This is a genomic window from Mesorhizobium sp. URHB0026 (genome assembly GCF_054059755.1).
Genome location: NZ_JBSSCN010000001.1, coordinates 197,402 through 218,962, shown reverse-complemented (window position 1 = coordinate 218,962; position 21,561 = coordinate 197,402). Strand labels below are relative to the sequence as shown.

At 63.1% G+C, this 21,561-nt stretch carries 23 protein-coding genes; 5 read left to right on the top strand and 18 right to left on the bottom strand.

Annotated features, from left to right (window positions below; translation table 11 throughout):
• Positions 1–75 precede the first annotated feature (75 nt).
• The 7 genes from ACVWWD_RS01125 to ACVWWD_RS01095 form a co-directional block, all read right to left on the bottom strand.
• Positions 76–534: a MaoC family dehydratase gene (locus ACVWWD_RS01125; protein ID WP_023770286.1), complete on the bottom strand. Its 459-nt coding sequence runs from the start codon at positions 532–534 to the stop codon at positions 76–78.
• The gene (locus tag ACVWWD_RS01120; protein ID WP_023770285.1) at positions 531–1,001 is read right to left on the bottom strand and encodes a MaoC family dehydratase; all 471 of its coding nucleotides are present in this window, start codon (positions 999–1,001) and stop codon (positions 531–533) included. Before ACVWWD_RS01120 ends, ACVWWD_RS01125 begins: the two co-directional genes overlap by 4 nt.
• Positions 1,002–1,152: 151 nt before the next feature.
• Positions 1,153–1,683, bottom strand: a complete 531-nt coding sequence (locus tag ACVWWD_RS01115) for a solute carrier family 23 protein (RefSeq protein WP_457102867.1) — start codon at positions 1,681–1,683, stop codon at positions 1,153–1,155.
• 179 nt (positions 1,684–1,862) lie between these two features.
• On the bottom strand, positions 1,863–2,966 hold the full coding sequence (ychF, locus tag ACVWWD_RS01110; RefSeq protein WP_352573870.1) for a redox-regulated ATPase YchF: 1,104 nt from the start codon (positions 2,964–2,966) through the stop codon (positions 1,863–1,865).
• 96 nt (positions 2,967–3,062) lie between these two features.
• Complete coding sequence (gene pth, locus ACVWWD_RS01105; protein ID WP_352550995.1) at positions 3,063–3,803, bottom strand: aminoacyl-tRNA hydrolase; 741 nt, start codon at positions 3,801–3,803, stop codon at positions 3,063–3,065.
• A gap of 24 nt (positions 3,804–3,827) precedes the next feature.
• Entirely contained in the window at positions 3,828–4,469 is a 642-nt protein-coding gene (locus ACVWWD_RS01100) for a 50S ribosomal protein L25/general stress protein Ctc (RefSeq protein ID WP_023770282.1), read from the bottom strand.
• A 230-nt stretch (positions 4,470–4,699) separates the two neighbouring features.
• Complete coding sequence (locus ACVWWD_RS01095) at positions 4,700–5,128, bottom strand: MarR family winged helix-turn-helix transcriptional regulator (protein WP_023770281.1); 429 nt, start codon at positions 5,126–5,128, stop codon at positions 4,700–4,702.
• A 151-nt stretch (positions 5,129–5,279) separates the two neighbouring features.
• Here ACVWWD_RS01095 and ACVWWD_RS01090 point away from each other — a divergent pair, with 151 nt between their 5' ends.
• Positions 5,280–6,137, top strand: coding sequence for an alpha/beta fold hydrolase (locus ACVWWD_RS01090; RefSeq protein WP_352550998.1), 858 nt, complete (start codon positions 5,280–5,282; stop codon positions 6,135–6,137).
• A gap of 68 nt (positions 6,138–6,205) precedes the next feature.
• Here ACVWWD_RS01090 and ACVWWD_RS01085 read toward each other — a convergent pair whose 3' ends face one another.
• Positions 6,206–7,447 (bottom strand): MFS transporter, encoded by a 1,242-nt coding sequence (locus ACVWWD_RS01085; protein ID WP_352551000.1) that lies wholly within the window; start codon positions 7,445–7,447, stop codon positions 6,206–6,208.
• Positions 7,448–7,586: 139 nt separating this feature from the next.
• On the opposite strand from ACVWWD_RS01085, the gene ACVWWD_RS01080 reads away from it, so the two are divergent.
• On the top strand, positions 7,587–8,483 hold the full coding sequence (locus ACVWWD_RS01080; RefSeq protein WP_352551002.1) for an AraC family transcriptional regulator: 897 nt from the start codon (positions 7,587–7,589) through the stop codon (positions 8,481–8,483).
• Between the two features lie 24 nt (positions 8,484–8,507).
• Here ACVWWD_RS01080 and ACVWWD_RS01075 read toward each other — a convergent pair whose 3' ends face one another.
• The 7 genes from ACVWWD_RS01075 to ACVWWD_RS01045 form a co-directional block, all read right to left on the bottom strand.
• Complete coding sequence (locus ACVWWD_RS01075) at positions 8,508–9,443, bottom strand: ribose-phosphate pyrophosphokinase (protein ID WP_023770279.1); 936 nt, start codon at positions 9,441–9,443, stop codon at positions 8,508–8,510.
• Between the two features lie 155 nt (positions 9,444–9,598).
• Positions 9,599–10,234 (bottom strand): hypothetical protein, encoded by a 636-nt coding sequence (locus ACVWWD_RS01070; RefSeq protein WP_352551005.1) that lies wholly within the window; start codon positions 10,232–10,234, stop codon positions 9,599–9,601.
• A 42-nt stretch (positions 10,235–10,276) separates the two neighbouring features.
• A complete protein-coding gene (locus ACVWWD_RS01065) occupies positions 10,277–11,428 on the bottom strand; it encodes a M24 family metallopeptidase (protein WP_352551007.1) in 1,152 nt (383 codons plus the stop codon).
• Positions 11,428–12,222, bottom strand: a complete 795-nt coding sequence (pgeF, locus tag ACVWWD_RS01060; protein WP_352551009.1) for a peptidoglycan editing factor PgeF — start codon at positions 12,220–12,222, stop codon at positions 11,428–11,430. The genes ACVWWD_RS01065 and pgeF overlap by 1 nt, the downstream gene beginning before the upstream one ends.
• A gap of 102 nt (positions 12,223–12,324) precedes the next feature.
• Positions 12,325–13,413, bottom strand: a complete 1,089-nt coding sequence (locus ACVWWD_RS01055) for a class I SAM-dependent methyltransferase (protein WP_457102866.1) — start codon at positions 13,411–13,413, stop codon at positions 12,325–12,327.
• Entirely contained in the window at positions 13,410–14,270 is an 861-nt protein-coding gene (lgt, locus tag ACVWWD_RS01050; RefSeq protein ID WP_352551013.1) for a prolipoprotein diacylglyceryl transferase, read from the bottom strand. The genes ACVWWD_RS01055 and lgt overlap by 4 nt, the downstream gene beginning before the upstream one ends.
• 163 nt (positions 14,271–14,433) lie before the next feature.
• The gene (locus ACVWWD_RS01045) at positions 14,434–14,676 is read right to left on the bottom strand and encodes a BrnA antitoxin family protein (protein ID WP_457102865.1); all 243 of its coding nucleotides are present in this window, start codon (positions 14,674–14,676) and stop codon (positions 14,434–14,436) included.
• Positions 14,677–14,900: 224 nt separating this feature from the next.
• Between ACVWWD_RS01045 and ACVWWD_RS01040 the strand changes: the two genes are divergently transcribed.
• The 3 genes from ACVWWD_RS01040 (at position 14,901) to ACVWWD_RS01030 (ending at position 16,396) form a co-directional block, all read left to right on the top strand.
• Entirely contained in the window at positions 14,901–15,203 is a 303-nt protein-coding gene (locus ACVWWD_RS01040) for an accessory factor UbiK family protein (RefSeq protein ID WP_015316097.1), read from the top strand.
• Positions 15,204–15,521: 318 nt separating this feature from the next.
• Positions 15,522–16,022 (top strand): type III secretion system chaperone family protein, encoded by a 501-nt coding sequence (locus tag ACVWWD_RS01035; RefSeq protein WP_015316098.1) that lies wholly within the window; start codon positions 15,522–15,524, stop codon positions 16,020–16,022.
• Positions 16,023–16,036: 14 nt separating this feature from the next.
• A complete protein-coding gene (locus ACVWWD_RS01030) occupies positions 16,037–16,396 on the top strand; it encodes a tRNA-binding protein (RefSeq protein WP_023781437.1) in 360 nt (119 codons plus the stop codon).
• A gap of 60 nt (positions 16,397–16,456) precedes the next feature.
• Here ACVWWD_RS01030 and ACVWWD_RS01025 read toward each other — a convergent pair whose 3' ends face one another.
• The 3 genes from ACVWWD_RS01025 to ACVWWD_RS01015 form a co-directional block, all read right to left on the bottom strand.
• Positions 16,457–17,479, bottom strand: a complete 1,023-nt coding sequence (locus ACVWWD_RS01025) for a glycosyltransferase family 4 protein (protein WP_352551018.1) — start codon at positions 17,477–17,479, stop codon at positions 16,457–16,459.
• A 250-nt stretch (positions 17,480–17,729) separates the two neighbouring features.
• Entirely contained in the window at positions 17,730–19,145 is a 1,416-nt protein-coding gene (locus ACVWWD_RS01020) for an ATP-binding protein (RefSeq protein ID WP_352551020.1), read from the bottom strand.
• Positions 19,146–20,122: 977 nt separating this feature from the next.
• Positions 20,123–21,319, bottom strand: coding sequence for an ROK family transcriptional regulator (locus ACVWWD_RS01015; RefSeq protein ID WP_352551022.1), 1,197 nt, complete (start codon positions 21,317–21,319; stop codon positions 20,123–20,125).
• Positions 21,320–21,561 lie beyond the last annotated feature (242 nt).

Here is a 21,561-nt window from a genome sequence, read left to right as displayed (position 1 = left end):
GAACACCATCGCCGGCGCCGCCCCTCATCCGCCCTTCGGGCACCTTCTCCCCGTAAACGGGGAGAAGGAAGAAACCTACTCCACCTTCACCAGCACCGCGCTTTCGAACTCCAGCACCTTGCCGCCGGTCGAATCGGTGGCCTCGCAGAGCAGCGCCAGCAACCGCCAGCCGGGGCGGGACGCGACGGGGCGATGGGACAGCGCCGTGCGCGTGAAGGTGATGGTTTGCCCGGCAAAGACGGGCTTCAGCCACTTCAGGTTTTTGAATCCGGGCGAGGGGCCGAATTCGGGCACCGGGCCATCCCAGCCTTCGGCGTCCAGGCGGGTTTCCAGGTTCAGCTTCATCCAGGTGGCGGCGGTATGCCAGCCGGAGGCGCAGAGGCCGCCGAGCACGCTCTTCTTCGCGGCCTCTTCGTCGATGTGAAAGATCTGCGGGTCGTATTTGCGGGCGAACGCTTTGATCGCCTCGGGCTCGAATCTGTGCGAGCCCAGCGTCACCGTGGTGCCGATTCGGAAGAATTCATCCAGTGTCATGGGAAGTTCCCCCCGACATCGCGCGTCAGGAACATGACTGAGTTCTCGAGCTCGAAGACGCTTTCGCCGCGTTGGTTGACCAGTTCGCTGCGCATGGTCACGAAGCCGAGTTGCGGCTTCGATTTCGACAAGCGCCTGGCCACAACCACCAGACTGCCCCGCAGCGTATCACCGGCGAGCACCGGCTTCTTCCATTTGACCTGATCGACTCCTGGTGCGCCCTGGCAGGTGGAGTCCAGCAGGAAGGCATCGCACAGCATGCGCATGAACATGGCGCAGGTGTGCCAGCCCGAGGCCGACAAGCCGCCCAGGATGCTGGCCTTGCCGGCCGCCTCGTCGAGGTGCATCGGCTGGGCGTCGAATTCGCTGGCGAACTCGATGATTTCGGCCGCGCTCACCTGTTTGGTGCCGAGATCGAACGAGGCACCCTCGACGAAGTCCTCATAGGCCCATGTCTTGCCGGTCATGGTCTGGCATCCCTGCAGAACGCGCGATCCGCATGGATCGGCGAACCCGGATGCAGGGAGCGCGCGATTTGGTCAAGTCCTTTCTGGTGAGCCAGCCGGCGCGATCGGGCCCGCGGCGGCCGTAGGGGCCAGCCGCGGCGCCTCCGATCGCCTAACGGGCGTTCGGCAGGATCTGGTGCAGGACGATCGCCCAGACGGCGCCGAAGGCGATGGATGAGCCCAGAATGTACTGCACGAAATCGGGCAGCGTCTTGACGAAATCCGGCGGTACCAGCGTGGCGAAGAGCGCCATCAGGATGGGCAGGCCGATGACCAGCATGTTGCGTCCGGTCAGCGGCGTCGCGCGCACCGCCCGAAAACCGTTCATGGCGATGATGACGCACAGCACACCGAAGACGCCGCCGATGACCGGCCCGGGGATTGAGGCGATGACCGCCGAAAGCTTGCCGATCAGCCCGAACAGCACCAGGAAGATGCCGGCCGCTCCAAAGGCGGCACGGCTGGCGATGCCGGTGATGGCGATGATACCAGCGTTCGACGAATAGCCGGTGACCGGCGTGCTGCACAGCAGCGCGCTGATCAGACAGCCAAAGCCTTCGCCCGTGGCGCCGGCAGTTTTCGTGTCGGACACGAACTCGACGCGCTGCTGATCGACACCAAAGCGAGCGCCTCGAATATCCATGTCAACGTTGCCGACGATACGCTCGACGACGTCTTTCAGAAGATCGTGCTCAACGCGGTACGGGCCAATATTGCCAAGGTGTGGGTGAATGGTCGGATGGTGGCCGGTAGCTGAACCGGCTTGTGGCCGCACTGGGAGAGCGAACTTCACGGCACCGTCGCGGCGCGACTTCCGTCACATCAGGTGTTGAATTTGAACAGCATGACGTCGCCGTCCTGGACGACGTACTCCTTGCCTTCGTCGCGTGCCTTGCCGGCTTCCTTGGCGGCCACTTCGCCGCCGAGGGTGACGAAATCGTTGTAGGCGATGGTCTGGGCGCGGATGAAGCCGCGCTCGAAATCGGTGTGGATGACGCCGGCGGCCTGCGGGGCCTTGTCGCCCTTGTGGATGGTCCAGGCGCGCGTTTCCTTCGGACCGGCGGTGAAATAGGTGATCAGATGCAACAGGTCGTAGCCGGCGCGGATGACCTTGTTGAGGCCCGGCTCGTCTAGCCCAAGCGAGGACAGGAATTCCATCTCTTCCTCGTCCGAGAGCTGGGCGACTTCGGCCTCGATCGCGGCCGAGATCACCACTATGCCGGCGCCTTGCGCGGTGGCCATCTTTTCCACGGCGTTGGTGTGCTCGTTGCCGGTCGCGGCATCGGCCTCCGCGACGTTGCAGACATAGAGCACGGGATGCGAGGTCAGGAGGTTCAGCCCCTGAAGGATGCGCAGGTCCTCCGCCGAAATGCCCTTGAGCAGGATGCGGGTCGGGCGGCCCTCCTGCAGCAGCTCGAGCGCGGCCTCCATCATCGGCAGTACGGTCGTCGCTTCCTTGTCCTTGCTGGCGGCGCGCTTGCGGAACTGGACGATGCGGCGCTCGAGGCTGTCGAGGTCGGCGAGCATCAGCTCGGTCTCGACCGTCTCGGCGTCGGCGACCGGGTCGATGCGGCCCTCGACATGGGTGATGTCGTCATCCTCGAAGCAGCGCAGCACATGCACGATGGCGTCGACCTCGCGGATGTTGGCGAGGAACTGGTTGCCTAGGCCTTCGCCCTTGGAGGCGCCACGCACCAGGCCGGCAATGTCGACGAAGGAGATGCGGGTCGGGATGATCTCCTTCGACTTGGCGATTGCCGCGATCTTCCGCAGGCGCGGATCGGGCACCGCCACCTCGCCGGTGTTCGGTTCGATGGTGCAGAAGGGATAGTTGGCGGCCTGCGCGGCGGCCGTCCTCGTCAGCGCGTTGAAGAGCGTCGACTTGCCGACGTTGGGCAAGCCAACGATGCCGCATTTGAAACCCATTTTATCAAGTCCTATCGGGAAAAGCGAAATTTGGTGAGGCTATGGGCGATAGGGGTTGGGAACGTCAAGCCCCGTGACGCCGCATGAGCCAACGCCTCAGTCCTTGTTGCCGAAGAGTTTCTTCAGCATGGCGGCCATGGGGCCGCTTTCCGGCAGCTTGGCGACCGGCTGCTGAGGGCGGGCCTGGCGGACATGACTTTGCTGTTTCGGGCTCGACTGCTTCCGCGCCGGGTTTTCCGGTTCTGCGCCCGTCTTGCCCTGGACGGCGAGGGCGGCCTTGTTCATGAAACCGGATTCGTCGCCCTTGACGAGCATAGCCGCATTGTCGGCGATCGCGTCGAGCAGCGGGTCGAGCCAGTCGCGGTCGGCCTTGGCGAAATCGCCCAGCACATGATGCTGGACCATTTCCTTGACGCCGGGATGGCCGACGCCGATGCGCACGCGGCGATACGCATTGCCGACATGGCCGTCGATCGAGCGGATGCCGTTATGGCCGCCGGCCCCACCGCCGGTCTTGATGCGCAGCTTGCCTTCGGCAAGGTCGATCTCGTCATAGAAGACGGTGAGGGCGGAAAGGTCGAGCTTGTAGAAGCGCAGCGTTTCGCCGACCGACTGGCCGGACAGGTTCATGAAGGTCCGCGGCTTGATCAGGATGATCTTTTCGCCACCGAGCGTGCCTTCGGAAACCAGGCCCTGGAACTTCTTCGACCAGGGCGAAAAGGAATGGCGGCGGGCGATAGCGTCCGCCGCCATGAAGCCGACATTATGTCGGTTTTCAGCGTATTTCGCGCCCGGATTGCCGAGGCCGGCAAAGACAAGCGCTGTCTTTTCTGGCATCGTCGCCTCCGGGCGTGAAAAGAGTTACTTCTCTTCGGCGGCGGGAGCCGCTTCGGGAGCGGCGGCCTCAGCCGTCTCTTCCGTCTCCGGCTTCATCGCCGACGAACCGGCAACGGTCGCGATGGTGAAGTCGCGGTCGGAGATGACCGGCTTGACGCCGGCCGGCAACTTGACCGCCGAGATGTGGATCGAATCGCCGATGTCGGCGCCGGTGAGATCGACGGTGATGAATTCCGGGATCGCATTGGCCGGGCAGTGGAACTCGACTTCGTGACGCACGATGTTGAGCACGCCGCCGCGCTTGATACCGGGCGACTTGTCTTCATTGATGAAGTGCACGGGAACATCGACGTTGACTTCGGTGTCCTTGCCGATGCGCAGGAAGTCGACATGGACAGGGAAATCCTTGACCGGGTCGAGCTGGAAGTCCTTCGGCAGGACCTGGATCTTCTTGCCGTCGACATCGATCGTGGCGATCGTGGTCAGGAACCCGCCGCCATGGATCTTGTAGTAGATGTCCTTGTAGGTGAGCGCGATCGCCAGGGGAGGCTGTCTGTCACCATAAATTACCGCAGGCACTTTACCGTTGCGGCGAACTGCACGGGCGGACCCCTTACCGACCTGTTCGCGCGCTTCGGCCTTGAGCTCGTAAGTATCGTGGCTCATGGCTTTTCCTTTTCGCGTGTTATGGAGCGCCTACGGTTGGCAATGTGCCAGGCCGTAAACGTCGAAAGCCGCCAGACCTCGATGTCCGAATGCCGGAAACCGCAGCGAGCGGATCTTTGTTCGGGACCACAAGGGGAAGGCAGCCTTCCGCCGCGTTGCCTCCAAGGGTGTCTACGCGGGTGGCGGCTCTATAGCGGAAGGCGGGCAGGCGTGCAAGCGGCGGTGGGAAGCTACCGGTCGCCGCTCAACGCATCGCGCAACGCCTGGACCTGCCGGTTCAGCCTGTCCAGTTCGGCCAGCGTCATGCCCGAGCGTTCGACCAGGGTCTCGTTCAAGCAGTTGCACTGGACGAGCAGCTTGCGGCCGGCCGGTGTCAGGTCGACCTGGACCTGCCGCTCGTCGGTCTGGCTGCGCTGGCGGGTAACCAGGCCGGCCTGCTCCATCCGCTTTACCAGCGGCGTGACCGTGCTCGATTCCAGGGCGAGCCTGTGCGCGATCGTGCCGATAGACATGCCGTCGGCCTCGCCCAGCGCGTTGAGCACGAGATATTGCGGATAGGTGATCCCCATCTTGTCCAACATTGGCTTGTAGGTGCGATTGATTGCCATGCTGGTGGCGTAGAGCGTGAAGCAGAGCTGATTGTCCAGCGGGAGAGGCACGGTGGATTCCTTTGCCGATTAAGTGCTCGCATTATGTACCACGAAAAAAAATATCGCGATACATATTTCTATGGAAAAGAACCTCGATCTGGGTTAACGACATTGATATCGTGATATTGTTTATCGCGACAGAAATCAGACGGAGATTGAGATGACCTCGCAGACCAAACCAGGCTCAGGCAGCGGCACGATCACCACCAAGGACGGCACGCAGATATATTACAAGGACTGGGGAACCGGTCAGCCCATCGTGTTCCATCACGGCTGGCCGCTGAGCAGCGATGACTGGGATGCGCAGATGCTGTTCTTCCTGGGCCAAGGCTACCGCGTCATCGCCCATGACCGTCGCGGCCACGGCCGTTCGACGCAGACGGATATCGGCAACGAGATGGACACCTATGCAGCCGATGTGGCTGAACTTGTCGCCCATCTCGACCTCAGGGACGCCATCCATGTCGGCCATTCGACGGGTGGCGGCGAGGTGGCGCGCTATGTCGCCCAGTATGGGGCGGGCGGCCGTGTCGCCAAGGCAGCGTTGCTCGGCGCGGTGCCGCCGATCATGCTCAAGACCCCAGCCAATCCCGGCGGCCTGCCGATCGAGGTCTTCGACGGGTTCCGCTCGGGCGTGGCCGCCAACCGCGCGCAGCTATACGTGGATGTTCCCGCTGGCCCGTTCTACGGGTTCAACCGTCCGGGCGCCGTGGTCTCGCAGGGCGTTATCGACAACTGGTACCGCCAGGGCATGATGGGCGGCACCAAGGCGCATTACGACTGCATCAAGGCCTTCTCGGAGACCGACTTCACCGAAGATCTCAAGACGATCGACGTGCCGGTGCTGGTCATGCATGGCGACGACGACCAGATCGTTCCCATTGCTGACTCGGCGCTGCTGAGCATCAAGCTGCTCAAGAAGGGCGAGCTCAAGGTCTATAAAGGCTTTCCGCACGGCATGGCCACGACCCACGCCGACATCATCAACGCCGACCTTCTGGCCTTCTTCAAGGCCTGAAGCCCTCCCACCGGAATGGCAAAAGACACCCGCCATATGGCGGGTGCCTTTGCCGGGATACAGATGATTCAAGCGGCGGCCTGCGCCTTGCGCGCGTCCCTCATGTTGGGCAGGAACACCGTCAGCAGCCCCAGGAACGGCAGGTACGAGCAGATCTGGAAGACGAAGTCGATGCCTTTCATGTCGGCGACGACACCAAGCACCGCGGCCGCGATGCCGCCCACTCCGAAGGCGAAACCGAAGAAGATGCCGGCGATCGTGCCGACGCGGCCCGGCACCAGTTCCTGCGCGAAGACGACGATGTTGGAGAAGGCCGACGAGAGGATGAGGCCGATCAGCACGGTCAGCACCATCGTCCATTCCATATTGGCGTAAGGCAGCGCCAGCGTGAAGGGCAGGACGCCGACGATCGAAAACCAGATCATCGCCTTTTGTCCATAGCGGTCGCCGAACGGACCGCCGAGCAGGATGCCCAACGCCGAAGAGCCGAGGAATAGGAACAGCATGACCTGCGACATCTGCACCGAAACGCCGAACTTATGGATGGAATAGAAGGTGTAGTAGCTGGCCAGGCTGGCGATGTAGGCGTTCTTGGTCAGCACCAGCAAGGTCAGTACCGCCAGGGCCCACATCACCTTGCGGCGTGGGAAGGGCGACACGAAGCTTGCCGCCTTGCGATTGCCTTGCGCGGCGCGCAGGCGGCTGTACCAGCCACCGACCTGCCACAGGATGACGATGCCGATCAGCGAGCCGACGGCGAACCAGGCGATGCTGGTCTGGCCGAAGGGCACGACGATGAAGGCGGCCAGCAAAGGACCCATGGACTGACCGAAATTGCCGCCGACCTGGAACAGCGACTGCGCCAGGCCAAACCGGCCGCCGGATGCGAAGCGGGCGATGCGCGAGGATTCCGGATGGAAGATCGCCGAACCGATGCCGATCAGCGATGCGCCGATCAGCAGCAGGTAGTAGTGCCCGGCATAAGCCAGCACGACCAGGCCGATCAGCGAGGATGCCATGCCCCAGGGCAGCGAGTAAGGCATCGGCCGCTTGTCGGTGACCGCGCCGATGATCGGCTGCAGCAGGGATGCCGTTACCTGGAAGGTGAAGGTCAACAGCCCGATCTGCCAGAAGTCGAGGCCGTAATTGTCTTTCAGAAGCGGATAGATGGCCGATAGCAGCGACTGCATGATGTCGTTGATGGAGTGGCAGAGGCTCACCGCCAGGATGACGGTGAAGGCCGTCGCCTGGGCTGACGCGTGACTGGCGGTCGCAGGCGGCGCGACCCTGGTGGCTGTCGTATCGGTCAAAATAGGCTCCGTAGTCTTTTTGGCGGGTCGTTCCCACAGGCGACGTGGCGGGCGCTTCCCGCAGGCAGCCTTATAGTCCGGTTGCCAGGCGACTTCTTTCGTGGTTTGGTCCAATAGTTTCGCAAGTGGGCCATACCTAATGCCAAAAACCAGGGAAATTTTCGGCGCCGGCCACACCGACCTCGAGCAATTGCACGGGCTGCGCTGGCAGTGGCTCGAGCAGGCGGTCGGGCCGGCGGTGGTGTTGCCGACCGAATATCCGGATGGCTACCACGTGCCTCACCACCACCACAGCCGCAGCCAGTTGCTGCATGCGCTGGTCGGCGTCGTGCTGGTGACGACGCGGCATGGGCGCTGGATGGTGCCGCCGGACCATGCGATGTGGATTCCGGCCGGCATCGAACATTCCGTCGAGATGCTCGGCGACGTCTCGATGCGCTCGGTCTATGTCATGCCGAAGGCGATTCCAGGCTTGCCGGAGGGCATGCGCGTCGTCGGCGTCACCGACCTGATGCACAGTCTTATCGTGGAATCCGAGAAGCTGCCGCAAGGCGGCGAACTGGAAGGGCGCGGTGGCCTGATCATGAACCTGCTCCTGCACGAGATCCCGCAATTGCCGGAGCGGCCGCTCGGCCTGCCGTTCCCGTCGGATCCCAAACTGGCGGCGCTCTGCCGGCGTTTCGTCGCCGCACCCTCACCGCATGCGACGATCGATGAATGGGCCGATACCGTCGGCATGAGCCGGCGCTCCTTCACGCGCGCGTTCCAGCGGCAGACCGGCCTGTCCCTGTCGACATGGCGCCAGCAGGCCTGCCTGTTCGCGGCGCTGCCGAGGCTCGCCGATGGCGAGCCGATCACGCGGGTGGCGCTCGATCTCGGCTATGACAGCGTGCCGGCCTTCATCACGATGTTCAAGCGCATGCTCGGCTCCTCGCCGCGCGGCTATATGCGCGGCGCGCGTGATGCCGGCGAAGGCATGCGCCGAGGCCCGGCCCGGTTGGAGGCGCCGACGCCATCGGCCGTGCCGCGGGACTAGCCCGGCCGCAGGGGGAACTGGCTTTCAGTCGAACAGGCTCGAGACCGATTCCTCGGTCGCTGTGCGCGAAATGGCTTCGCCCATCAGGTCGGCGATCGAAATGACGCGGATGTTGGGCGCGTCGAGAACGCCTTGCGTGGGCTGGATGGAATCGGTGATCACCAGTTCCTGCAGCTTCGAGCTGCTGATGCGAGCGACCGCGCCGCCCGACAGCACGCCGTGGGTGATATAGGCGGTGACGCTGGTCGCGCCGTTGGCCAGCAGCGCGTCGGCGGCGTTGCACAGCGTGCCGCCGGAATCGACGATGTCGTCGATCAAAAGACAATCCTTGCCGGCGACCGCGCCGATGATGTTCATGACTTCCGATTCGCCGGGACGCTCACGGCGCTTATCGACAATGGCGAGTTGCGCGTCGAAGCGCTTGGCAAGCGCACGCGCACGCACCACGCCACCAATATCGGGCGACACGACGACGACATTGCCGAGTTGCTTGTACTTCGCCTTGACGTCGCGGGCCATCACCGGCACCGAGAACAGATTGTCGGTGGGGATGTCGAAAAAGCCCTGGATCTGGCCGGCATGGAGATCCAGCGTCAAAACCCGGTCGACACCTGCACGGGTGATCATGTTGGCGACCAGCTTGGCAGAAATCGGCGTGCGCCCGGAAGCGCGGCGATCCTGCCTGGCGTAGCCGAAATAGGGAATAACCGCCGTGATGCGCTTGGCCGATGAGCGCATGAAGGCGTCGATCATGATGAGCAGTTCCATCAAGTGATCGTTGGTCGGGAACGAGGTCGACTGCAGGATGAACACATCCTCGCCGCGCACATTTTCCTGGATCTCGACGAAGATTTCCTGGTCGGCGAAGCGCCTGACACTGGCCTTGCCCAGCGGGACGTTGAGATAGCGGGCGACCGCTTCGGCCAGCACCCTGTTGGAATTGCCCGCGAAGAGTTTCATGCACCGTTCCTGGTGGAGGACGGAGAGGCCTGACGGACTCTCCCGCACCTTTTAACCGGGCTTTTAGCGGCCCGCGCGGCTATTGCAAGCGCCGACATCGTGAATCCGCCGGCTAAGCCTAAGAAAGCTGTTCGCCATCACCGGCTGGCAACACCTCAGCTCCCCTTGCCGCTGAGAAAGGCCGCAAATTGATCGATCGTTTGGTCGGCGATCGCCTGCATGGTGGCTGGCGAGACCGACTTCCAGCTGTCGGCGCCCGCGCTGTCGCCGGAACCGGTGGAAGGCGCTTTCATCTGGCCGTTGATGCGGTGCAGCCGGTTGCCGGAGGGGTCGTAGACATCCCAGACATAGATGACCGTGGTGTCCTTGCCCTCCGTCATCGCCGAGAAGTAGCCCTTGAGCACATGGGTCGCGGTCTGGTCCTGGCTGCCGGCCAGCGTGATGCCGCGCTGCCTGGCGCGTGTCTGCAGTTCCGCCGTCAGCGGCGTGGCGGCTTCCACCGAAGCGCCGACGATCGGCGCGATCTGCAGTCGGGTCTTCGACAGGATGGCGGCGGCCTGGGCCGAAGTGACGGGCGCGGGCGCACCCGCTGTCGTGGTGGCCGTCGCGGCCGTGGATGGCGCCGGGGCGGGAACGGTGGCAGCAGCGCTGCCTTGCGTGGCCGGTGCGGGCAGCGCCGATGCGACCGGCGGGGTGATGGCGGAAGGTTCGAGGACGTCCTTTGCGTTGGTGCAGGCGGTCAAAGCCAATGCCACAAGCAATGACACGGTCGTCACATGCGATCGTCTCATTTGCCTTCTAACTCCTTGGCGAAGAACGCCTCCATTATGGATTCACTGCACGATCAAGTCGAGATCATGGCGGGACAGCGGCTTCGGCTGGGATTCGGTGGTCAGGTAGGTGCGGCCAAGCGTCATTGCCGTCTCGGTCTCGGAGTCCATGATGATCATGTGGGCAAACAGCGTCATGTTCGGCGCGATCGGCTCGGGATTGCCCTGGTAGAACATCGGCATGTCCATCCAGGACGGCGTGAAGCGGGCGCCGACCGAATAGCCGCAGGCGTTCAGCCGGTGCTTGGTCAGCCCGTGCGCTTCCATGGTGCGGGCGTGGGCATCGAACACGTCGCCGAAGGTGTTTGCGGGCGTCATCGCCTTTTCGACGGCCAGAAGTGCCGCGCGTGCGGCGTCGAACAGTTCCTGATGACGCTTGGAGACCTTGCCGGTCAGCACCGTGCGCATCATCGGCGCATGATAGTGATGGAAGACGCCGGCCCATTCGAGCGTCAACTGGTCGTTCTTGGTGAGCTTGCGGCGGCCGGCCTTGTAGCGGCACAGCAGCGCATCGACGCCGGAGCCGATGATGAATTCGTTGGCCGGATAGTCGCCGCCGCCGGCGAAGACCGCGCCCTGCATGGCGGCCAGGATCAGCGCCTCGTCGCCGCCCTGCTTGATCAACGGCAGGGCCGCGTCCAGCGCGTCGTCGGAGAGATTGGCCGCCTTTTCAGCCTTGGCGACCTCGGCCGGGCTCTTGAACAGGCGCAGCCTCCCGACGATGCCGGAGGCATCGGCGATCTGGCCGAAGGTCTGCAACTGCTCGTCCAGGCGGCGGCCATTATAGGCGGTCAGGCCGTGAGTGTCGTATTCGACCCCGATGCGGGCGCCGAGCAGGTCGAGTTCGTTGAGCAGGTTGCGCAGGTCGACCGCGGGATTGGCGCCGTCGCGGTCGGTCCACAGCACGACGTTGTCGATGATCGAGGTTTGGCGCGCCTGGCGCAGATCGGCCGAACGGGTCAGCAGCACCATCGAGCCGTCGGCCTTGACCACCAGGCACTGGAAGAAGCAGAAGCCGAACGTGTCGTAGCCGGTGAGCCAGTACATGCTTTCCTGGGCGAACAGCAGGATGGCGTCGAGCTTCTTCTCGGCCATCTCGATCATCAGCCGGTCGCGCCGCGCGTCGAATTCGGATCGTTCAAAATGCAGCGCCATTATACCTTCTCCAAAACGATTGCCGAAACCTGCCGGCCATAATCGGGCTCCCCGCGGTGCGTGGTGCGCCGGTAGGAGTAAAACAGATCTTCCTCGGCATAGGTGCAGCGGCCAAGGCCATCGGCCGTCACGCCGGCCCTGGCCAGCCTGTCGATCGTGTAGCGGTTGAGGTCGAACATGGCGTGGCCGGCATGGGCCGAAGGTACGAAATAACCGATATTTTCCGCATCGGCCCCGACGAAGCGGGCGACGAATTCGGGCCCGACCTCGTAATTTGCGGGACCAATCGAAGGGCCAAGCACGGCGACGATGTTTTCGCGCCGGGCGCCGAGGCTCTCCATGGCGGCAACGGTGTTTTCGAGCACGCCGGTGAAAGCGCCTTTCCAGCCGGCATGCGCCGCGCCGATGATGCGCGCGCCGGCATCCGCGAACAGAACCGGACCGCAATCGGCGGTCGAGGCGCCGATGGCAATGCCCGGCCGGTCCGTGACAATGGCGTCGGCCTTCGGCCGCTCGCCGGCAAAGGGGTCCCTGGCGACAATGACGTCGGGCGAATGGACCTGCCACGCGGTCAGCAGATGATTTGCGGGCACCCCCATCCAGGCGGCGACACGGGCGCGGTTCTCGGTCACCAGCGTTTGGTCGTCATCCGACCCGGTGCCGATGTTGAGGCCGCGGTAGATGCCCGCGGAGACGCCGCCGATGCGGGTGAAATAGCCGTGGCGGATGCCTTGTGCCTGCGCCTTGTCCAGCAGCGGCGACCGAACGGGATCCGGTTTGGTCTGATTGAGCATGCGGGCGTTGTTGTCCGTGTGGGCGGTTTCGTCAAGGAAAAGCGCCGGCAGTCCGGCGGCTCTTTTACCGGACGGGAGATTGGGAGGGGTAGCGACGAAAAGTCAATCCGCCGTGGCGAAGGGCCTGACGGGGACGGCGCGTGGGACGACGGCGAGGACCTTGAAGAGTTCGCCCATCGCTTGCGGCCCGGCGAGCCGTTCGACGGCATCCGATATCTTGTCGCGTGCCGCCTGGCCGGCATCGGCGCCCAGCTGGCCGGCGCGCTCCAGAATGCCCATGCCGAGCAGGAAATTGCCCTGCGTCGACAGATGGGCATCGAAACCATGCGCGCGCGCAATCGCTGCAAGAGCGGCGAAATCGACATGGGAGGTAAGGTCGGCCTCGCCAGGATTGGCCAGCACACCTTCGTGATTGTGCCGGCGCAGGGCCTGCAGCGTGTCGCCGACACCGGGCCGCAGATGGCCGTAGTCGAGGAATAGCCCGGCGCCGCCATGAGCGGCCATGCGCTCGGCGATCGCCGCCATCAGGGCGGTGCGGGCAGGTGCGATTTCGACGATCGCGCCTTGCGGCGCGTCGGCCGCATCCCTGGGCAGCAGCGTCGGGTCGACCGAGCCGGCGCCGGCGAAGAAGCAAAGATTGGCCGCGTCGTCCAGGCCGACCATGCGCTCGCGCCACTCGGCGCCGGCGCGGACGAACTGGCGGATGGGCAGGGCATCGAACAATTCGTTGCCGACGATCAACAGCGGTTGAAGGGGCAGGGTCTCGATCGTTTCATGCCAGCCTATCACGAAGGGTGTCGCTCCAAGCGTCTGCTTCTGGATATCGGTCAAGCGCGGACTGCTCTCGATCATGGCGAAGACGGCGCCATTGGCCAAGGCCGGATCGAGCCGCGACAGGGTGCGCAGCATGTCCTTCATCAAAGTGCCACGGCCGGGGCCGATCTCGGCGACAGTGACCGGCATCGGCCGGCCGATCGCTGCCCAAGCCTGGTAAAGCCAGACGGCTACGAGTTCGCCGAACATCTGGCTGATCTCCGGTGCGGTGATAAAATCGCCGGCCGCGCCGAACGGCTCGCGTGTCGTGTAATAGCCATCGCGCGGATCGAACAGGCACAGCGCCATGTATTCGTTGACGGGCATCGGACCCACCGCCTCGATCAGCTTGACGATACGAGCCTTCAGCCGCGTCATGTCGCCTGCGGCTGCGCTTGCGTCACCGGCTTGGCCGTCGCCATCGCCCAGATGCCGGCCAGCACCATCGGCGTCGACAGGATCATGCCCATGGTCAGCCAGTTGGTGCCGAGGAGATAGCCGAGCTGCTGGTCGGGCTCGCGGAAGAACTCCACGAAAATTCGTGACAGGCCGTAGCCGCAGATGAAGGCGCCGCCGACAAAGCGCGGTGTCTTCAGCTTGAAGCGCGAATGGGTAAGAATGCGCAGCACGACAAACAGCACCAGCCCTTCGAGCAAGGCCTCGTAGAGCTGGCTCGGATGGCGGGTGAACGGACCGCCATTGGGGAATTCGATCGCCCAGGGCACATCGGTGGGCCGCCCCCAGAGCTCGGAGTTGATGAAGTTGGCGACGCGCACGAGGCCGAGACCGACCGGCACGCCAGCTGCCACGACATCGAACAGCGACCATGTGCGGATACCGCGCTTTATGGAAAACAGCGTCATGGCTAGGATGACGCCGAGCAGGCCGCCATGGAAGGACATGCCGCCTTGCCAGACAGCGAAGATGTCGAGCGGATGGGCGATGTAGCGCGCCAGGTCGTAGAACAGGACATAACCGGTGCGGCCGCCCAGAACCACGCCAATGGCCGCCCAGACGATGAAATCGTCGAGATCCTCAGGCTTCATCGGCAGGACGCCGTCAGGCCAGAGTTTAGGATTGGCGGCGAGCCGCTTGGCATACCACCAGGCAAACAGGATGCCGACGATGTAACCGATGCCGTACCAGTGCACCGCCAGCGGCCCGATCTGGACGAGAATCGGGTTGATATTGGGAAAAGGCAGCGAAGCCAGCGGCAGCAGGAAATATTCGTTCAACGGGGAGCTCTCGGTTGCGATCGGCGCGGACCATGCGGCAGGGTTTTGGCAGGGTCAAGGCAAGGTCACGGACGTCAATGGTCCGGGAACAGATTCGGGTCGGGGAACAGATTAGGGTCCGGGAACAGATTCGCCTCCAGCTCCGTCGCCGGGGTGGGCGTGCTCATCCCCTGGACTTGGCGGCCACCACTTCGCGCAAGGCGTCGTTGATCCTGTCCTGCCAGCCGGGACCATCTTCCTGGAAATGATCAAGCACGGCCCGGTCGATCCTGATCGAGACAAGCTCGCGGACATTCGGGGCGGTGGAGGGTTCGCGAGGCGGGGCCGCTGCCGGTTTCTTGATCGGCTTGAACACAGCTTCGGCGGCTTCCATCGGATTTGTCGGTCTGCGCGGGGGCGTTGCCATTGCTTATCCTGATTGAAACGTGCCTGAAGGGAGACGAGGGCCTTACAATAGGCGACTTGCCACCATCAAGTACAGCTTCGGAGCCGTTCGAGAGGCTCCCGCAGGACCCGCGCCCATCATGCGGGGGGTGCGCCATAGCAACGCGGAGGCCGCATCGGGCCCCAACGTTTCTTGCATTCGTCGCGCCACGTCACTAATTCAAATCAAGCAAGCGAGGATTTGCCATGTCGACCGGACCGAACCGCATTCTCGACGAATTCGCCAAGCTGATGACCGATGCCGCCGGTGCCGCTCAAGGTGTGCGGCGCGAGGTGGAGACGGCCTTCAAGGGCCAGGCGGAACGCATCCTCAACTCCATGGATGTCGTGCAGCGCGAGGAGTTCGAGGCCGCGCGCGAGATGGCCGCCAAGGCGAGGGAAGAAAACGGCAGGCTCGCCTCGCGCATCGAGACGCTCGAGGCCAGGATCGCCGAGCTGACCGGTCAGGCCACACCCGCGGCTCCGGCGAAGCCCAAGCCGAAAAAATAATTCGTTAAACTTTTCCACAAAGCACCAGCCTGAAAATCGCTTTGCCGTGAATCGCTTACCGGCATTGCGTGACTCTTTGTGACAGGCACCTTTCCACATGCGAATGACGCAGTGCGAAAAATTGGGCTGTTCACGCGACTCCCGATCAATAGACTGAATTTGTTGCATGATTCGGAGCAGGGTTATGCAACCGGGCGGTGGGGTTCGGTCTGGGTCTTTGCGTTGATAAGTCCCGGCCGTCCGAGTTCTAGACAAGATTGTTCGTCGTGTGTGCCCCGCGGAGCGTGTGGCGCTCCCCCTGAACACAGGAAGCATTCCATGGAACTTCTCGAACTCGAATTTTCCCGCGAAATCCATCCGGTGGATGTGATTGAGCAGGTGGCCCACAACAATGACTGGTCCTTCGAACGGGCCGGCGACGACGAAATCTCGATCTCGGTTGCCGGCAGCTGGACCGACTATCACGTCTCCTTCTCTTGGATGGAGGATTTCGAAGCGCTGCACCTTGCCTGCGCCTTCGATATCAAGGTGCCGGAAGCCCGCACGCTGGAAGTGATGCGGCTGTTGTCGCTGATCAACGAACAGATGCTGTTCGGCCATTTCGACCTCTGGGAGCAAGAAGGCGCGATCATGTTCCGCCAGTCGCTGCTGCTCGCCGGCGGGGTCGAACCATCGAGCCAGCAGGTCGAAGTGCTGTTGTCCTCGGCGCTGGAAGCCTGCGAGTGCTATTTCCAGGCTTTCCAATTCGTCGTCTGGTCGGGAACCTCGGCCAAGGACGCGCTGGCCGGCGTGCTGTTCGAGACCTTCGGCAACGCCTGACAGAAGCGTTCGACATGAGTTCAAACAACGAGCGCAAGCCTGAAATCAGCTTCGCCGATTTCGATCGTGTCGACATCCGTGCCGGCACGATCGTCGAGGCCGAACCGTTTCCGGAGGCGCGCAAGCCGGCCTTCAAGCTGAAGATCGATTTTGGGCCTGGGATCGGAGTGAAAAAGTCCTCGGCGCAGATCACCAAATATTATACGCCCGAGACCTTGATCGGCCGCCAGGTGTTCGCGGTGGTCAATTTTCCGCCGCGCCAAATCGGGCCGTTCATGTCGGAAGTGCTGACGCTCGGCTTTCCCGATGAAGAGGGCGCCGTGGTGTTGGGCGCCATCGAACGCAAGGTGCCGGATGGCGGCAGGCTATTCTAGGCGTTCCGAGGCCAAACAGAATACCGCCTCGTTCCTTGGCGCTGCCGCCGGCCTATCGGATCAAGCCGCCAGCTTGCGCGTCGTTCCCAGTGCTCCCTCGACCGCGTCGAGGAACATTTCCGCGCAGGCCTTCCAGCTGTAGCGCATGGCACGCTCGCGGGCCTGGTCGCGGCTGACGTCGAGCGCGGCGAGCGCGGCCTCGCGCAAATCGGGGGAAACAGCACCGCCGACACCATCACCAACGATGTCGATGGGTCCGGTTACCGGATAGGCGGCGACCGGCGTGCCACTGGCCAGCGCCTCGATGATGACATTACCGAAAGTGTCGGTGCGGCTGGGGAAGACGAAGACATCGGCCGAGGCATAGATTTCGGCCAGTTCGTCATTGGGGCGATGGCCGAGGAAATGCGCCTTCGGATATTTCGCCTTCAGCTTGGCAAGCTCGGGCCCTTCACCGACGATCACCTTGCTGCCGGGCAGGTCGAGGTCGAGGAAGGCCGGCAGGTTCTTTTCGATGGCGACGCGGCCGACACACAGGAAGACCGGGCCGGGGAAGCCAAGGTCCTTGCGCTTGTCGGGCCGGAAATGCTCGGTGTCGACGCCGCGCGTCCAGGGCCTCAGCTTGTTGAAGCCGCGCGCCGTGAGATCGTCGGCGAGCGACTGGGTGGCGACCAGCGTGCCTTGGCCCGAATTGTGGAAATCGCGCAGCCAGCGATAGGCCCAGCTCTCCGGCACCGGCAGGCGGGCGCTGAGATATTCGGGAAAGCGGGTGTGGTAGCTGGTGGTGAACGGCCGGCCGGCATTGCGGCAATGGCGCCGCGCCATGATGCCTAGCGGTCCCTCGGTGACGATGTGGATGTGGTCGGCCTTGTAGCCGTCGATCAGGCGCGCGACATGGCCGGGCGTGGTCAGCGCCAGGCGGATGTCGGGGTAGGTCGGCAAGGGCAGGGTGCGAAAGATGTTGGGGGTCAGGAATTCGACCGCGACCTCGAAGGATTTCAGGGTCTCGGTGAGCCGCTCCAGCGTGTGAACGACGCCGTTAACCTGCGGGCGCCAGGCGTCGGTGACCATCACTATGCGCATGGCGGCCCTTTGCTCCGAAGGTCGGCGGTTGCCTTGAAACGATGCCGGAACGGCGACCATGCGGCCGCCCTCGCTTCGCTCCAGCGCACCCTGACGGGCACGGGGTGGAAGTGAGGCGGCAAGGACGAATCAAGTGCGGTCGCGCGCTTCATGCGCGCTCTTGACCATGGTTTCATGACGGGCGGATGAACCAGACCGTGATCCCAAAAAGTCGAAAGCGGTTTTCAGGCAAGATCATGCCAAATAGAAATCAGGCCGGAACCTTGATCACCGCGCGCAGGCCACCCATCGGACTGTTGTCGAGCGTGATGTCGCCGCCATGGCTGCGGGCGATGTCGCGGGCGATCGACAGGCCGAGCCCGGTGCCGCTGGCGTCGAGGTTTCGGGCCTCGTCGAGCCGCACGAAGGGCTTGAACACGTCTTCGCGCCTGTCGGCCGGAATGCCTGGCCCGTCATCGTCGATGGTGACCAGAAGCGAGCCGCGGCCATGGTCGGCGGTGACCTCGACGGTGCGGGCATAGCGGAAGGCATTGCCGATAACGTTGGACAGCAGCCGCGCAAAGGCGTTCGGCCTGACATGCACGGTCGGATCGCCGGAAAGCGTCGTCGACAGTCTGCATTTGCGCAAGTTCGCTTCTTCGCCGAGCTTCTGAAAATAGGCTTCGAGATCGAAACGTCCCGGGTCCTCCGAGGCCTCGCCCTTGGCAAAGGCTAGATAGCCTTCCAGCATCGACTGCATGTCCTCGATGTCCTGGTCGAGAGCCGCCTTGGTCTCGGCCTTGCCGCCGGCCAGCGCCAGCTGCAGCTTGAAGCGGGTGAGGATGGTCCTGAGATCATGGCTGACACCGGTCAGCATGGCCGTGCGCTGCTCGATCTGGCGCTCGATGCGCTCGCGCATCTGGATGAAGGCAAAGCCGGCGCGGCGAACCTCTTCGGCCCCCCGCGGGCGGAAATCGCGCGGCATCGGCCGCCCCTTGCCGAAGCTTTCGGCTGCCTCGGCAAGCGCCAGGATCGGCCGGATCTGGTTGCGCAGGAAGGGGATGGCGATCATCAGGAGCACCAGCGAGGTGCCGACCATCCAGATGAGGAAAATGTGGGTGTTGGAGGCATAGGCCTGGCTGCGGCGCACGAAGACGCGCAGCACCTTGTTCTCGAGCTGGACGCGCACTTCGATGATGTTGGAATTGCCGACAGTGTCGATCCAGAACGGGCGGTTGATCTGCCGGGTAATCTCGGCGGAGAGAACATCGTCGAGGATCGAGAAGAACGGCTTTGGACCGGGCGGCGGCAGCGGATCGGGCGGCAGAAGATCGACCTTCAGCTGCATGCGATCCTGCGCGGTGCGGATGATGTTGGCGTAGTCGGCGTCGTGCGGATAAGTCTCGATCAGGTCGATGATGGCGGCGATGTCGCGCACCGTGGCCTGCGACAGGCGTTGCGTCACGGTTGCCCAGTGGCGCTCCATGAAATCGAAGGCGACGACCGACTGCAAAAGGATCATCGGCGCGATGACGATGATCAGCGAGCGCGCATAGAGGCGCTTGGGCATGTAAAGCGAAACGAGGCGCCAGAACCGGTTCCAGATGCGCGGCACCGCCTTGAGCGACCGTGTAGCGCGCGCACTCAAGCCGTCATTGTCCGGCTGTTCCAGTTCCGTGGTCGCCATTGCTCTTTTCATCTCGGCGGTATTGGATCAGGACGACGTTTGGCTGAATCGTCATCCTGATCCAACTCTTTGTTGGAGCATGATCTTTTCCGAAAACCGGTTCCCACTTGTCGGGATCATGCATTTGGACCGCCGGCATTCTATTCCACGCTGAGCCGTTCTGGAACAGCCGCTTGAGTTCAACTGGTTAGGCTGTCAAACGTGTGCTCATCGCTCGTTGATAACAAAGGCTCTATCCCTAAATTGTCAAACCGCGGGAGCGTATGCCTTTGAGCGCGGCGCCGCTTCGTTTGGTAGGTATTTGACCTCATATAAGCCATTCTATCAAACTCATTAGGGCTGAGTTGGCTCCCCGACGGTGACGTTCGGCACCGCGTCAAGTGTGGCGAGGCCGGCAGGACGCTTGGCGCCGTCCAGGGCCATGCAGGACGAACTGCGGGCGACCACCATGGGGAGTGACGATCACTGCGAAGGCATCCGGGATTGCGCGGCTACCGCGGTATGGATTTCTAGGCACGCTCTTCAGCGGCCCCGGTTGACCGAAGTCCGAAGCCGCTGTTCGAGGGAAAGGCGGGTGAAATCGCGGCGCACCGCCGATTTCGATTTGGCAGGTTTTTCCCACCAAAAACTCCACCCCGCTGGCGTATGCGGGCTAAAAGGATCGCTTGCCGTCCTAGGTTCGATGCGATCACATGTTGAAAAAGACCTAATAACTTGGTCCGTGTAGACCCAGCTCCAGCATCCTCATTCACCCTCAGGACGCCGACCATCCTGCAGTCTTGTCGGCCGAGGGCGTGAGGGGTTCAGTCGCGGCTCTTGAAATCGAATGCGAAACTCGGAAGTCGTTGGCCTTAATGGATCTCCGCCAAGCCACGAAGCGTCGCTTGGACTTCTCTGGCGTCAGCAACGCAACCTGATGACAGCTTGACAGTCCAGTCCATTTAGCTCGCGCACGAGACCGCTGAGCATTTTGCTCGTTACCTTTGGGCGGCAAGCCTCGAGAGGCTACCCAGCAACATTATTCTGTCCTTGCCGATCATCAGCACGCCGCTGTCAGGGGCCAGCAGCGCGGAGAACGGCAACATGGCCGCGCCGATCGGTGACGCCTCAGGGCCGAATTGTCCCGACACGATTTCCGGCGCCACGATGCCGAGGGCGCTAGTCCGGTTAAACTGGGTCTGCACCCTCGCCAGTAGCTCGAGATGGATAGGCCGCGGCAGGATGCTGTCGAGAACGATCGCCTCGATGTCGATGACAGAGGTGATGGCGATGATCGCCTCAACCAGCGCGTTGGCGCAATCTTCGACCCATTCGAACAACGGCTCGCGCGCCCCAGGCGGCAGCGGATCCAGTTCCCGCACGCGATTGATCTCGATGCCGCGAGACTTGAGATGATTGACCAGCACATAGATGGAGGCGCGGTGCAGCAGACTCTGGTAGCGCGCCGGCTTGGCCGCCACCGAATCGAGGCCTGAAGGAGAGACCGGCAACGGGCCAAGCGCAGCCGTGTTGCCATGCGGGCCGGTATGGACCTTGCCGCCTTGCACAAGCCCGCCGCCTACGAAAGTGTCGATCGAGATATGCATGAAGTCGCGGAACCGCGCGCCGGCCCCCTGGATGAGTTCGGCCAACGCTGCCGACGACGCGTCGTTTTCCACGAAGACTGGCGTCTTGGGCCTCGGGGCGAAGAATGTCGTCAGGTCGATTGCCTCCCACCGGCTGCCAAGGTCGTCGGGAAAGCCTAGCTCCTCGCTCCAGCCGCCGAGGAAATAAGGCGAAGCGATTCCGACGCCGACAATGCTGGCATCGCCAAGCCCGGCGACCACCTTGTCGAAACTGGCAAGCGACATATTTCCGGCTCTGAGCACCAGATCGGGATCCGGAAACCGATATTCGTGCGACTCGCGCGCGCGGACCTCGCCGGCAAAGTCGACAAGCACGGCCTCCAGCGCACGCCGGCCGATCTTGATGCCGACGCTGTAGATGCGCTCCGGCGTAAGCCTGTAGAGTGTGGAAGGAGAACCGCGCTGTCCGAACCTTTTTCCCACTTGCTTTACGAAACCAGACGACTCCAACCCGTCGACAATGGTTGCCACAGCGGCCGGTGTCAGGTTTGCCGCGCGCGCCAGGTCAGACTTGGAAGCCTCCTTCAGTCGGCGAATGGCATCAAGCACGAATCGCTCGTTGTAATGCCGAACCTTCACGGAATTACTGCCTTTTCCAGACAAAACCGGCGCCTCCATTCATCTCTTGCGAAGCCACTCTGGCCGCCTGCAGCTCCCAATCTGCTGCGATCGTGGCACCCCATCCGCACCCGTGCGCAACGCGACAGTGCCTCCCAGGGCAACGGAAGTCAATTTTCTGGTTGCGGGCGTGGCGCATTTAATATAGCAAATTGAAAAAATAACAACTGCTG